This window comes from Curtobacterium sp. APC 4022 (assembly GCF_030407555.1).
Taxonomy (GTDB): Bacteria; Actinomycetota; Actinomycetes; order Actinomycetales; family Microbacteriaceae; genus Curtobacterium.
In genome coordinates this window covers 1-13,257 of record NZ_JASDDD010000030.1, presented here as the reverse complement: position 1 = coordinate 13,257, position 13,257 = coordinate 1, and the positions used below count along the sequence as shown (strand labels likewise).

The 13,257-nt window shown below is 71.9% G+C and carries 13 protein-coding genes; 3 read left to right on the top strand and 10 right to left on the bottom strand.

Annotated elements, in window-relative coordinates; translation table 11 throughout:
- Positions 1-6 precede the first annotated feature (6 nt).
- The 3 genes from QL987_RS10580 to QL987_RS10570 are packed head-to-tail and all read right to left on the bottom strand — an operon-like array spanning position 7 to position 2,995.
- A complete protein-coding gene (locus QL987_RS10580) occupies positions 7-819 on the bottom strand; it encodes an ABC transporter permease subunit (protein WP_111076245.1) in 813 nt (270 codons plus the stop codon).
- Positions 816-1,841 (bottom strand): ABC transporter permease subunit, encoded by a 1,026-nt coding sequence (locus tag QL987_RS10575; protein WP_111076246.1) that lies wholly within the window; start codon positions 1,839-1,841, stop codon positions 816-818. Before QL987_RS10575 ends, QL987_RS10580 begins: the two co-directional genes overlap by 4 nt.
- Complete coding sequence (locus QL987_RS10570) at positions 1,838-2,995, bottom strand: extracellular solute-binding protein (RefSeq protein WP_111076247.1); 1,158 nt, start codon at positions 2,993-2,995, stop codon at positions 1,838-1,840. Before QL987_RS10570 ends, QL987_RS10575 begins: the two co-directional genes overlap by 4 nt.
- 243 nt (positions 2,996-3,238) lie before the next feature.
- Between QL987_RS10570 and QL987_RS10565 the strand changes: the two genes are divergently transcribed.
- Together QL987_RS10565 and QL987_RS10560 are read left to right on the top strand one after the other, a co-directional pair.
- Positions 3,239-4,252: a LacI family DNA-binding transcriptional regulator gene (locus QL987_RS10565; RefSeq protein ID WP_290157608.1), complete on the top strand. Its 1,014-nt coding sequence runs from the start codon at positions 3,239-3,241 to the stop codon at positions 4,250-4,252.
- A 38-nt stretch (positions 4,253-4,290) separates the two neighbouring features.
- Positions 4,291-4,728, top strand: a complete 438-nt coding sequence (locus QL987_RS10560; protein ID WP_290157607.1) for a DUF3054 domain-containing protein — start codon at positions 4,291-4,293, stop codon at positions 4,726-4,728.
- Between the two features lie 13 nt (positions 4,729-4,741).
- On the opposite strand, the gene QL987_RS10555 is transcribed toward QL987_RS10560, so the two are convergent.
- Together QL987_RS10555 and QL987_RS10550 are read right to left on the bottom strand one after the other, a co-directional pair.
- On the bottom strand, positions 4,742-5,395 hold the full coding sequence (locus QL987_RS10555) for a spermidine/putrescine ABC transporter substrate-binding protein (RefSeq protein ID WP_111076251.1): 654 nt from the start codon (positions 5,393-5,395) through the stop codon (positions 4,742-4,744).
- Positions 5,396-5,568: 173 nt separating this feature from the next.
- Positions 5,569-6,498 (bottom strand): DUF3097 domain-containing protein, encoded by a 930-nt coding sequence (locus QL987_RS10550; RefSeq protein WP_290157605.1) that lies wholly within the window; start codon positions 6,496-6,498, stop codon positions 5,569-5,571.
- A gap of 80 nt (positions 6,499-6,578) precedes the next feature.
- Between QL987_RS10550 and QL987_RS10545 the strand changes: the two genes are divergently transcribed.
- The gene (locus QL987_RS10545) at positions 6,579-7,631 is read left to right on the top strand and encodes an alcohol dehydrogenase catalytic domain-containing protein (RefSeq protein WP_290157603.1); all 1,053 of its coding nucleotides are present in this window, start codon (positions 6,579-6,581) and stop codon (positions 7,629-7,631) included.
- Between the two features lie 129 nt (positions 7,632-7,760).
- Here the strand turns inward: QL987_RS10545 and QL987_RS10540 are convergent, their stop codons facing one another.
- The 5 genes from QL987_RS10540 to gatC all read right to left on the bottom strand — a co-directional run bounded on the left by QL987_RS10540 (position 7,761) and on the right by gatC (position 13,102).
- Entirely contained in the window at positions 7,761-8,453 is a 693-nt protein-coding gene (locus QL987_RS10540; RefSeq protein ID WP_290157602.1) for a methyltransferase domain-containing protein, read from the bottom strand.
- Positions 8,450-9,619 (bottom strand): 3-oxoacyl-[acyl-carrier-protein] synthase III C-terminal domain-containing protein, encoded by a 1,170-nt coding sequence (locus QL987_RS10535; protein WP_290157600.1) that lies wholly within the window; start codon positions 9,617-9,619, stop codon positions 8,450-8,452. The genes QL987_RS10540 and QL987_RS10535 overlap by 4 nt, the downstream gene beginning before the upstream one ends.
- A 122-nt stretch (positions 9,620-9,741) precedes the next feature.
- Positions 9,742-11,244, bottom strand: a complete 1,503-nt coding sequence (gene gatB / locus QL987_RS10530) for an Asp-tRNA(Asn)/Glu-tRNA(Gln) amidotransferase subunit GatB (RefSeq protein WP_290157598.1) — start codon at positions 11,242-11,244, stop codon at positions 9,742-9,744.
- Positions 11,244-12,791: an Asp-tRNA(Asn)/Glu-tRNA(Gln) amidotransferase subunit GatA gene (gene gatA, locus QL987_RS10525; RefSeq protein ID WP_290157597.1), complete on the bottom strand. Its 1,548-nt coding sequence runs from the start codon at positions 12,789-12,791 to the stop codon at positions 11,244-11,246. The genes gatB and gatA overlap by 1 nt, the downstream gene beginning before the upstream one ends.
- Before the next feature lie 11 nt (positions 12,792-12,802).
- Complete coding sequence (gatC, locus tag QL987_RS10520; RefSeq protein WP_111076257.1) at positions 12,803-13,102, bottom strand: Asp-tRNA(Asn)/Glu-tRNA(Gln) amidotransferase subunit GatC; 300 nt, start codon at positions 13,100-13,102, stop codon at positions 12,803-12,805.
- Positions 13,103-13,257 lie beyond the last annotated feature (155 nt).

The following is a 13,257-nucleotide window of genomic DNA, read 5'->3' as shown; positions in this document are numbered from 1 at the left end:
GTGTGGTCATCGGATCTGGAACCCGTCCGCCAGACGGCCGCCCATGATGTGCTTCCGGGCGAGGGTCATCAGCACCACGGACGGGATGCTCAGCGCGATCGCGAAGACCGCCGACACCTGGCGTGGTGAGTTGAGGACGAGCGAGTACATCGCGGTCGGCATCGTCATGTACGCCGGAGCGCCGACCAGGTACGTGCCCTGGGCCTCGTCGAAGGACGCCAGGAAGCTCATCACCATCGCGACGAGGATCCCCGGCCAGGCGATCGGGAACGTCACCGACCAGAACGTCCGCCAGCGTCCGGCACCGGCGTCGCGTGCGGCTTCCTCGAGGGAGCGCGGCACCGCCGAGAACGCCGCCGCGGGCAACCACGTCATGAACACGACGCAGCCGAGCACGTGCACGATGAGGATGCCCGTGACCGTGTTCATCAGGTTCAACGCCGTGAACATCGCGGACATCGTGACGAACAGCCCCATCTTCGGGAAGGCGTTCGTGGCGAACAGGCCGACCAGCACCACCCGACGCCCGGGGAACTCGATGCGGCTGATCGCCCACGCGGCCGGCAGGCAGACGACCGCGGCGATGAGGACCGTCAGCGGGGCGAGCACGAGCGAGTTCTGCACGGCGACGGCCAGCGACGGGTCCTGGAACACGGTCCCCCACCACTTGAGGGTCCACCCGTCGGGCAGCAGGTTCGGGTAGGTCCAGCTCGTGGCGAAGGCCCGGACGGCCAACCACAGCAGGGGTCCGGCGATGAACACGGCCAGGACGACGGCGGTCGCCCAGACCAGGGCGGTGCCGGTGAGGCGCTTGATCATCGCTGTCCCTTCCCGAGTTCGCGGGCGTTCGAGCGCACGGTCGACCGCAGGTACAGCACACTGGCGGCCGCGGCGAACGCGAACACGATGAACGCCATCGCGGTGGACTGCTGCGGACGGTTGTACGACTGGAAGTACTTGGAGATGTCGACGCCGAGCATCGTCGGGGCGTTCGGGCCGGTGAAGTACGGCACGGTGAACGACCCGAGCACGCCGATCACGGTGAACGTCGTCGCGATGACCATCGGAGTCGCGGCCATCGGCAGCAGCACCTGCCAGACGACGCGCCACGTGCTGGCACCGGCGTCCCGAGCGGCCTCGATCAGGGCGTCGGGGGTGCCCTGCAGCGCCCCGGCGATCATCAGCACGGCGAACGGCAGGCTCGTCCAGACGCTGCCGAACACGACCGCGACGAGCGTGTAGCCCCACACCGGCACGTCGATGCCGACCTGGGCACCGGCGCTCCGCAGGAACCCCTGCGCGTCGGTGAACGTCAGGATCGACCAGCTGGCGATCACCACCGGCACGAAGATCGGGACGACGGCGAGCACGCTGAGCGTCCGGCCGAGGAACCCGCCGCGCAGCCGCAGGATCACGGCGACGACCACCGCGAGTGCGATCGTCAGCCCGGTCGACGCGAGCGTGACCCCGATCGTGGCCGCGAGGTCGCGGAGGAACGTCGGGTTGCCGAGCAGCGTGCCGTAGACCGCGAACGAGAACCCGCTGACGGTGTCCTGGCCGATGTCGGCGAGTGCCTGGTTCAGGCCGCCGGTGAACCCGAGGCTGAACAGCGCCGCGTTGACCACCGGCACGCCGACGAACAGGACGACGACCAGCACCGGTGCGGTGACGAGCGCGAGGCCCTGGACGCGTCGGCGGCGCGCCAGACGCTCCTGGGTGGTGCGGCGGCCGGTCGGCCGACGGGGGCCCTGGGCTGGAGACGGGACGGCCGGGAGGCCCGTGGCGGTGTCGCCACGGGCCTCCCGGTCGAGCGCCGGGCCGTTCGGGACGGTCTGGGTCACTGCGGGACCTTCGCGTCCCACGCCGCGTTCATGTCGGCCTGGAACGCGCTCTGGAAGCCGAGGCGGAGCTTCGACGGGTCGGCCTTCGAGAACTGCTCGGCGACGCTCGACGGCAGCGAGCTGAGCGGGACGACCGGGTAGCCGGACACGGCCTTCGCGACGAGCTGCTGCCCCTGGGACGACAGGACGAAGTCGGCGAGTTCGTCGGCGGCCTGCTTCTTGGCCTTCGGCTCGGTCGCCGGGATGCCGAGGTAGCTCGCGCTGCCCGTGAACGACGGGTCGGAGATCTGCGTGAACGCGACGTCCTTGCCGATGGTGCCGGCCTTCTGCGCGGTGATGAACTGGTCGCTCCAGACCGGGGCCATCTGGATCTGGCCCGAGCCGAGCATCTGCAGCACCTGGTCGTTGCCGTTCGGGTAGACGCCCTTCTGGTACGTCGACGGGCCGAGGTCCTTGAGCGCGGCGAAGCCCGCGTCCCACTTCGACTCGAGCGACTTGTCGTACGTCGTCTGCATCTGGGTCTGCTCGGACTTCGACAGGTACTTGGCCAGCACCGTCATCACGAACGCGCCGCCCGAGCCACCGGAGGACGGCGAGTTGTAGGCGAACTGGCCCGGGTTGGACGTGATCCAGGCGAGCAGGTCGTCCAGGGTCTTCGGCGGGTTCGTGACCTTCTTCGTGTCGTAGGCGAGCAGCACGCTGGAGGCGCGGTACGGGATCGCCCGGTCGCCGCCCTGCTCCCGGGTGGCTGCGGGGACGTGGGCCAGGTTCGGGATCGCACGGGCGTCGGTCTTCGCCATCAGGCCGGCCTTGCCCGCCGTGGTGACGAAGCCCGCGTCGACCAGGTCGTAGGGCAGCGTCTTGTGCGCCTTGACCGCCGTGGCGAGGTTCGCCTGGGTCTGTGCGTCGTGCTCCCCGTGCAGGTCGATGCTGGTGTGGACGGTGATCTTCGGGTGCATCCGCTCGAAGGCGGGGATGAGCGACTTGTCCCAGAGGTCCTGGACGTTCGTGTCGCCGCTGATGAACACGTTCAGGCTCGTCGAGCCCGGGGTGGCTTCGGCGCCGTTCGAGGCGTTCGCGCTCTGGACGCAGCCGGAGAGGGCGATGGATGCGGCGGCCGCGATGGCGACGCCGGCGAGGACTCGGGTCTTCACGTCGGAGGTCTCCCTGGTTCGTGGGGGCAGTACTTCGGGGGAAGGAGGTGTGGGAACGTTCCCGCACCGGGGTCGAGTGTGGTGCGGTCGGGTGAACTCCAGGTACCGCGCTCGTCGCCGGGAGGTGAACTCCGGGCAGCGGGCTGCCGAGTCGTGGCCGAGCGGTCGGTGGGCCTCCGGCTCGGGCTGCTGCGAGGATGGCCAGATGGTCCTCCTCTCCCTGCCGACGTCGGTGGCGGCGGCGTGAACGGCGGCCGTGGCGCACAGCCGACGATCCTCGACGTCGCCGCCCGCGCCGGCGTCTCGAAGTCGGCCGTCAGCCGGGTCCTCTCCGGCACCGGACGGTTCTCCGACGAGACCCGCGAACGGGTCGAGCGGGCCGCCGCCGAACTCGGCTACGTCGCCAACGCCATGGCACGAGGACTGGTCAGCGGTCGGACGCACACGATCGGCATGCTCATGCGCGACGCGTCGTCGATGGTCTACACCGCACTGCACGCCGTGATGGAGCGCCGGGCCTCCGAGCTCGGGTACCGCGTCGTCACGACCACCGGCGTCGGCCGGGTCGAGGACGAGAAGTCCGCACTCGCCGCCCTGGTCTCGATGCGGGTCGACGGACTCGTGGTCTGCAGCGGCCTGATGCCCGCGGCCGAGATCGCCGACTTCGCGCCGCGCATCGCCACCGTGGTCGCCGGCCGTCCGGAGCTGCACCCGGCACTGTCCAGCGTCTACTGCGACGAGGTCGACGGCGGGGCGGTCATCGCGGACACCGTCGCCGACGCCGGGCACACCGCGGTCGTCGTGCTCACCGTGCCGATCGGCGACGCGATCACCCAGCACGCCCGGTCGCGAGCGATGGTCGAGCGACTCCGAGCACGCGGCATCCGGGTCATCGACATCGACGCGAGCTTCGTGCGTCCGCCCGAGGACCTGGCCGCCGACGTCGTCGACGTCATGCGCGAGTCGGGGGCCACCGCGGTGATGTGCCCGACCGACCGGCTCATGCTCGACCTGTGCGGGGCCCTCGCCCGTCGGGAGGTCCGCGTGCCGCAGGACGTCTCGGTGACCGGGTTCGACGGGGTCCGTCCGCTCGCCGACGACTGGATCGGGTTCACGACGTTCGCGCAGCCCATCGAGCGCATCGGCCGCGAGGCCATCGACCTCGTCGTCGCCCGCATCGACGACCCGGCCAGCGCCGTCGAACACCGGTCGCTGCGGGGCACGGTCGTCTCCGGCCGGACGCTCCTGCGGCGGTGACCAGGGGCACCACCGCCGGAGCCTGCGAGGATGGGGCCGTGGAGACTCGTACCTGGGGTTGGCTCGCGGCCGTCATCGACGTCGTGCTCATCGTGGCGTTCGCCGTCATCGGACGCTCGTCGCACGGCGAGGCGTTCGCGCCGCTCGGACTCTGGACGACCGCGTACCCGTTCCTGGCCGGCTGGGCCATCGCGTACGTGACCTCCGGGGCCTGGGCACGGCCGCTCGCGATCTGGCCGACCGGCGTCGTGGCGTGGATCCTGACCGTGTTCGTCGGCATGGCGATCCGGGTCGCGACCGGGCAGGGCGTCGTCGACGGCAACCCGCTGCCGATCTCGTTCCTCATCGTGGCGACGATCGTGCTCGGCGTGTTCCTGGTCGGCTGGCGGCTCCTCGCGCGACTGGTGCTGCGGGTCCGGTCAGGTCGGCGTGCGGCAGACGCTCCGGGTGCCGGCGACGCCAGGTCGGTCGGCTAGGAGCCAGCGTCCGCTAGAAGAGGCCGCCGCGCGGACCCTCGTCGGGACCGTCGAGCCCGCGGAACATGTCCGACACCAGCGCGGCGATCTGGGGTTCGACGAGCCGCTCGACCGCTTCGGCGATGCGCTCCCGGTGGTCGAGCAGCGCCAGGCACACCGCCGTGCCGGTCGACCGCGCAGCCTCGTCGGACAGTTCGATCTCGTGGCGGAGCGCGGCCTTCGCCTCGTCCGACAACGGCTCGCGGGGCTCCTGGGCGTCCGCCCCGGTACCCGCGAGCTCACCGAGGGTGAACAGGAACGGCTCCCCCGGCTCCGGCTGCGGATCGATGTCCAGGCCCTGGAACTCCGGCGACAGCCCCTCGGCCGGCTGGTACCCCGAGCGTCGCTTGCGTGCCGCGGCCCGCTCGAGCTCCCGCTGCAGCAGCGGCAGGTTCTTGGCGGTGTAGTCGTCGACGGCGTCCTCGACGATGGCGGACATCCGACCGATCAGCGCGTGCTGCACCGGGTGCGGCACGTCCGGTCCGAACCCGGCCGCCGCGGCGATCGGGGAACCGGTGCAGCGCCGGCAGATCCGGGTGCGAGGGCGTGCGGTGCCGATCTGCCAGCGGGGCAACCAGCGCAGCCAGACGTCGACGGCGTTCCGCACGCGTCCGTCGATGCCGTCCATCCTGCAAGCGTAGGCGGCGCGCCCGGGATCCAGCCCGAGGCTCGGGGCAGCGGACAGAACTCGGCGGATGCAGGACGGATCCTGTCCGCCTGGCCGAGGCTCGGCTCGGCGCGGAACGGGCGGTACGGGCGGTACGGGCGGGCAGGGCGGCCGGGAGGCGCGGGGCGCGGCCGTCAGGCCGGCTCGGTCACGAAGTCGATCAGCTCCTCGACACGACCGAGCAGCTGAGGCTCGAGGTCGGCGAAGGTCCGCACCTGGCCGAGGATCCGCTGCCACGCCCGGGCGATGTCGGCCTGCTCGGCGTGCGGCCACCCGAGCGCCTGACAGATGCCGGCCTTCCACTCGATCGACCGCGGGATCGTCGGCCACGCCTGCAGTCCGACGCGCGCCGGCTTCACCGACTGCCAGACGTCGACGAACGGGTGCCCGACGACGAGGACGTGCGCGCCCCACTTCCCGCGCATCACGGCGTCGGCGAAACGGGACTCCTTCGAGCCCGGCACGAGGTGGTCCACCAGGACGCCGACGCGGCGCTCCCGGGTCGGCCGGAAGTCGTCGAGCACGTCGGCCAGGTTGTCGACGCCGGACAGCTCCTCGACGACGACGCCCTCCACTCGGAGGTCGGCACCCCACACCTTCTCGACGAGTTCGGCGTCGTGCTTGCCCTCGACCATGATCCGGCTCGGGAGGGCCACCCGGGCACGCTGCTGCTCGACGGCGAACGACCCGGACGCGGTGCGGAGGCGACCACCGTCGGACGTGTGCCGGACCGCCGGGGCGGCACCGGGCCTCCCGGCCGTGGCGGTGGACCGAGCCGGCGGGGCGGCCGCGGCGGACCGACCGACCGGAGCGTGCGGGCGGCTCAGGGTGACGAGTTCACCCTCGAGCAGGAACTGGCCGACGAAGGGGAAGGCGCGGACGCGGCCCTTCCAGTCCTCCAGCGAGACGTTGCCGGCCTCGAGCCCGACCACGGCGCCGGCCCAGCCGGAGTCCGGGTCCTCGAGCACCATGTCGCGCTCGAGCGGCACCTGCCGCACCTTCTGCACACCCCGCGAGCGCCAGTCGCCCGAGAGCACGTCACTGCCGTACCGGTCCTCGTCCACCCGCACGAGCGTACTGTCGACGGGCGTCCGGACAACGTCGACCGGCCGGTCCCCCCTCATCCCGACGGAAGGCACACCCCGTGCGCGCAACAGTCATCCACGCCCCCCGCGACATCCGTGTCGAGGAGCGCGACGCCCCCACGATCCTCACCCCGTCCGACGCCGTCGTCCGTGTCGTCGCCGCCTGCGTCTGCGGCTCGGACCTCTGGCCCTACCGCGGCGTCCGCGACACGGCGGAACCGCGTGCGATCGGCCACGAGTTCGTCGGTGTCGTCGACCAGGTCGGCGACGACGTGACCGACCTGCACGTCGGCGACTTCGTCATCGCCCCCTTCACCACCAACGACGGCACCTGCCAGGCCTGCGCCCACGGCATGACGAGCGGCTGCGACCACGGCTCCACGTTCGGCGTCACGCCGGACGCGTACGGCCACCCGCTCGGCGGCGCCCAGGCCGAGTACGTCCGCGTGCCGGACGCCGCCGCCAGCCTGGTGGTCGTGCCGGGTCCGGTCGACGACGACCTGGTGCCGTCGCTCCTGACCCTGTCGGACGTGTTCTCCACCGGACACCACGCGGCCGTCTCGGCCGAGGTCGGCCCGGGCAAGACCGTCGTCGTGGTCGGCGACGGAGCGGTCGGGCTGTCCGCGGTCCTGGCGGCGAAGCGCCTCGGTGCCGAGCGGATCATCGCGATGAGCCGGCACGCCGACCGGCAGGCCCTCGCGCGCGAGTTCGGCGCGACCGACATCGTCGAGGCCCGTGGTGACGAAGGCGTCGCGGCCGTGCGGGAGCTGCTCGGCGGGGACCTCGCCGACTGTGCGCTCGAGGCCGTCGGCACAGCGGAGAGCATGGACCAGGCGCTCCGCGTCGTCCGCGCCGGCGGTGCGGTCGGCTACGTCGGCGTCCCCGCGGGCGACCCGGAGCTGCCGATGCCGTTCCTGTTCGCGAAGAACATCACGGTCGGCGGCGGCATGGCCCCGGCACGTGCGTACATCGAGGAGCTGCTGCCCGACGTGCTGTCGCGGGCGATCGACCCGGGCAAGGTGTTCGACCTCGAGCTGCCCCTCGACGAGGCCCCGGAGGCGTACGCCGCGATGGACGAGCGCCGCGCCATCAAGGTGCTCCTGCGCCCCTAGCCCCTCTCCCTCGCAACACGCAACGTGGGCGGTCCGGCGCAGCGGTACTCCGTTGCGCAGGACCGCCCACGTTGCGTTCCGCGGACGCGCCGCGGACGCACCGCGCCGCGGAAGCGCCGCCGCGGAGGGTCAGCCGCGGACGGCGAGGACGCGGTGCGGGGACGCGGGCTCGGCGCGCCAGCCGGCGGGCAGGGCCGCGGCGAGCTCGGGGACCGTGAAGCTCCGGCGGATGGAGCGGAGGCCGTCCTCGCGGATGAAGGTGCCGGCCGACACGAACGACGCCCCGATCGCGTACAACCGGTAGGCGGACACCGAACGTCGGATGTCGGAGTGCACACTGCGGCCGACGGCGAGCTCCGCCGAGTCCCGGAGGAACGCGCCACGCTCGGTGTCGTCGAGGTGGTGCAGCACGTGGTTCGACACGACGACGTCGAACCGCTCCCCCGCCGCGACCAGGTCGCCGCTGGACTGCGTCCGGAAGGTCACACCGGCCGTCGTCTGCCGCTCCGCCGCCGCGATCGCGCGCGGGTCCGGGTCGACGCCGACGACCTCGAGGTCGAACCCGTCGCTCCGCGCCCACCGCACCAACGACCGGGCGAGGTCACCGCCACCGCAGCCGAGGTCGAGCACGCGGGCGCGTCCGGCCGCTGGCAGTGCCGGCACGACGTGGGTGCGCCACACCGACCGCCAGCCGGACACCGCGGCGTTCACCAGCGCGAAGCGTCGGAACGTCCGGTCGAGCGTCGCGGGGTCGCAGTCCGGGTCGTCCATCAGCTCGCGCAGGTCGACGGCGCGGGTGGACAGGTCGATCGGCCCGGTCACGCCCCGACCCCGACGGGGAGGACCGCGCCTTCTGCGTCGACCACTGCCGGCGCACCGCTAGCGTCCGCCGCGGCGACTGGACTCCCGACGACCGTCAGGGACGCCGCCTCGACCGTCAGCCCCGGCCCGAAGGCCAGCGCGACGACGGGCGTGCCGTCCGCGGGACCGGCCTCGAGGGCCGCCCGGAGGACGAACAGCACCGTCGCACTCGACATGTTGCCGTGGTCGCGGAGGACCGCTCGGCTCGCCGTCAACGCACTGTCCGGCAGGTGCAGAGCGTCCTGGGTCCGATCCAGGATCGCCCGGCCACCCGGGTGCACAGCCCACACCGGCACGTCGTCCGGCGTCCACCCGCGCGGGTCGAGGAGCGGCGCGACGGCCTCGGCCGCGTGCACGCCGATGAGCTTCGGCACCTGCGTGCTCAGCACCATCTCGAAGCCCGCGTCGCCGATGTTCCACGCCATCTCGCTCGCGCCCTCGGGCAGGACCATGGTGGTGAAGGCATCGAGGCGGAGGCCGGGGCCGTCCGCCGTCACGACCGCCGCTGCGGCACCGTCGCCGAAGACGCTGTTCGCGACGATCTGGTCCGGGTCCTCGGAGTTCCGCACGTGCAGCGTGCAGAGTTCGGCGCAGACGACCAGGACGACCGCGCTCGGGTCGGCGCCGACGAACGCGTCGGCGATCCGGAGCGCCGGGAACGCGGCGAAGCACCCCATGAACCCGACGTGCTGGCGGAAGACGTTCCGGGGCAGGCCGAGCTCCTCGACGATCGCCAGGTCCGGGCCCGGCTGGGTGAAGCCGGTGCAGGACACGGTCACGACGTGGGTGACGGTCGCGGGGTCGACGGCGGCGCGCTGCAGGGCGTCCCGCGCGGCTCCGACGAACAGGGGCGGGGCGAGCTCACGGAACCGGTCGTTCCGGGTGCCGGTGCTCGGCGAGGTGAGGACACCGTCGGCGTCGCGGAACGTGCCGGGTCCGGCAGCGGAGTCGAGCTCCGGCAGGACACTGTGGCGGTGCTCGACCTCGGAGGCGTTGAAGGCAGCGGGGACGAGCCGCGAGGCGAGCCTCCCGAGGCCGGGCTGGGCGGCGAACAGGTCGCGGACCGACGCCTGCCCGAGGGTGGTCCGCGGGACGGCGGTACCGATGGCTCGGATCGTTGCTGACACGCTCCATCCTGTCACCGGATCGCTGACGTGTCCCCAGGATGGACGGGAGGCCCGTGGCGATCTCGCCACGGGCCTCCGGTCATGCACGTCCAGCGCTGGGTCGCGCAGGGTCGTGCTCGGTCCTACTGCTGCTGCGCGCGCTCCAGCACGAGCTCGCGCACACGTGCCGCGTCCGCCTGGCCCTTCATCGCCTTCATGACCGAGCCGATGATCGCGCCAGCCGCCTGGACCTTGCCGTCGCGGATCTTCTGCAGCACGTCCGGCTGCCCGGCGAGGGCTTCGTCGACGGCCGCGGTCAGGGCGGAGTCGTCCGAGACGACCTTGAGCCCACGGGACTCGACGACCTGCGCCGGCGAGCCCTCACCGGCGATGACGCCTTCGAGGACCTGGCGTGCGAGTCGGTCGGTCAGGTCGCCGGACTCGACGAGCGCGATGACCTCAGCCACGTGCTGCGGCGACACGAGGTCACCGGGCGCGGCGTCCTGCGCGTTCGCGACACGGCTGATCTCGCCGGTCCACCACTTGCGGGCGGCCTGCGGGCCGGCACCGGCGTCGATGGTCGCCTGGACCTCGTCGAGGAGGCCGCCGTTGACGACGTCCTGGAACTCGAGGTCCGCGAAGCCCCACTCGCCCTTCAGGCGACGGCGGCGGGCCACCGGTGCCTCGGGCAGGCTCGCACGGAGCTCTTCGATGAGTGCCGGGTCGGGCACGACGGGCAGCAGGTCCGGCTCCGGGAAGTACCGGTAGTCGTCGGCGTCCGACTTGGGACGGCCGGCCGAGGTGCGGCCGGTGTCCTCGTGCCAGTGCCGGGTCTCCTGCGTGATCGTCCCGCCGGCGGCGAGGATCGCGGCCTGGCGCTGGATCTCGTACCGGATGGCACGCTCGACGGCGCGGAACGAGTTGACGTTCTTCGTCTCGGTGCGGGTGCCGAGCTTCTCCTGGCCCCACGGGCGCAGCGAGATGTTCGCGTCGCAGCGCAGGTTGCCACGCTCCATGCGGGCCTCGGAGACGCCGAGCGCGCGGACGAGGTCACGGATGACCTGCACGTAGGCGGCCCCGAGCTCGGGTGCGCGCTCCTTGGCGCCGACGATCGGCTTCGTGACGATCTCGACCAGCGGGACACCGGCACGGTTGTAGTCGACGAGCGAGTACTCGGCGCCCTGGATGCGGCCGGTGGCACCGCCGACGTGGGTCAGCTTGCCCGCGTCCTCTTCCATGTGGGCACGCTCGATCGGCACCTGGAAGATCGTGCCGTCGGCGAGCTCGACCTCGACCTCGCCCTCGAAGGCGATCGGCTCGTCGAACTGCGAGATCTGGTAGTTCTTCGGGTTGTCCGGGTAGAAGTAGTTCTTCCGCGCGAACCGCGAGCTCTCGGCGATCGAGCAGCCGAGCGCGAGCCCGAGCTGGATCGAGTAGCGCACGGCCTGCTCGTTGACGACCGGCAGAGACCCGGGCAGCCCGAGGTCGACCGGCGTCACGTTGGTGTTGGGCTCGCCGCCGAAGAAGTTCGGCGCGTCCGAGAACATCTTCGTGGCCGTCGCGAGTTCGACGTGCACCTCGAAGCCGAGGACCGGCTCGAACCGCTCGATCGCCTCGTCGAAGTCCATGAGTGCGTCCTTGGCCATCAGATGACACCTTCCTCTGCGGCGGACTGCTGTGCGGCGTCCAGGTTCGGGATCCGTGAGATCAGCGGGGCACCCCACTGCTGCTCGAGCAGACGCTCGAGTGCGGCGCCGACCCGGTAGAGCCGGGCGTCCTCACGCTGCGGGGCCATCAGCTGCACACCGGTCGGCAGGGAGTCCTCGGGCGCCAGGCCGTTCGGGATGCTCATGCCGGGCACACCCGCCAGGTTCGCGGGGATCGTGGTGAGGTCGTTGAGGTACATCGCGAGCGGGTCGTCGATGCGCTCACCGATCTTGAACGCGGTGGTCGGCGCCGACGGGCTGATGAGCAGGTCGACCTGCTCGAACGCGGCGGTGAAGTCGCGCTGCACGAGCGTGCGGACCTTCTGCGCGCTGCCGTAGTAGGCGTCGTAGTACCCGGCGCTCAGGGCGTAGGTGCCGAGGATGATGCGTCGCTTGACCTCGGGACCGAAGCCGGCTTCACGTGTGGCCGCCATGACGTCCTCGACCGTGGCACCGTTCTCCGGCGTGACACGCAGGCCGAATCGGACCGAGTCGAACTTCGCGAGGTTCGACGACGCTTCCGCCGGCAGGATCAGGTAGTAGGCGCTGATCGCGTAGGCGAACGACGGGGCGTCGATCTCGACGACGACCGCTCCGGCGGACTCGAGCAGCGCGACCGTCTCCTGGAACCGCTGGGTGACGCCGGCCTGGAAGCCCTCGCCCCCGGCGAGCTCCTTGACGACGCCGATCCGGACGCCCTTGAGGGAGTCGGCCTGCAGACCGTCACGCGCGGCAGCGGCGAACGAGGGCCACTCCTGTCGCAGCGAGGTGGAGTCCTTCGGGTCGTGCCCGCCGATGACGTCGTGCAGGAGCGCGGCGTCGAGGACGGTCCGGGACACCGGTCCGATCTGGTCGAGGCTCGACGCCAGGGCGATCGCCCCGTAGCGGCTGACGCCACCGTAGGTGGGCTTCACGCCGACGGTGCCCGTGACGGCACCCGGCTGGCGGATCGACCCACCGGTGTCCGAGCCGAGCGCGAGCGGGGCTTCGAACGCGGCGACCGCGGCGGCCGAGCCACCGCCGGACCCGCCGGGGATACGGTCGAGGTCCCACGGGTTGTGCGTCGGACCGTACGCCGAGAACTCGGTCGACGAGCCCATCGCGAACTCGTCCATGTTGGTCTTGCCGAGCGGCACCAGGCCGGCACGGCGGAGCTTGGCGACCGGGGTGGCGTCGTACGGCGGCACCCAGCCTTCGAGGATCTTCGAGCCCGAGGTGGTCGGCATGTCCTGCGTGCACAGGACGTCCTTGACGGCGATCGGCACACCGGCGAGCGGCCCGAGGTCGTCCCCGGCCGCACGGCGGGAGTCGATGGCCTTCGCGGCGGCGATCGCGTTCTGGTTGACGTGCAGGAACGCGTGCACGTCCCCGTCGACGGCGGCGATCCGGTCGAGGTGGGCCTGCGTGGCCTCGACGCTCGAGACGTCGCGGGCCACCAGGGCGTCGGCGAGCGCGGCAGCGCTCAGCGTGGTGATGTCGTGGGTCACTGTTCTTCCGCCTACTGTTCTTCGCCGAGGATCGCGGTCACCCGGAAGCGTTCGCCGTCCGAGTCGGGGGCGCCGGAGAGCGCCTGCTCCTGGGTCAGCGTCTCGCCGACCACATCGGGGCGGGACACGTTCTCGAGCGGGACCGGGTGGCTCGTCGCGGGGACGTCCGGGGTCGCGACCTCGGTGACCTTGGCGACGCTGTCGACGATGAGTGACAGCTCCTCGGTCATCTTCTCGATCTCGTCGGGCGTGAGTGCGATACGTGCGAGGTTCGCCAGGTGTGCGACCTGCTCGCTCGTGATGTCAGGCATGGTGCTCCGTCGATCGGTTCGTGGAATGCGCACCAGTCTATTGGGCGGGCCGCGCGGGGGTCGGACGGCTGTGGACGGTCGGCGCCGGGCACTCCGCTGTGCAGGACGGTCTGGAGGCCCGGTGCCGGCCCGTCGGACCGGCACCGGGCCTCCAG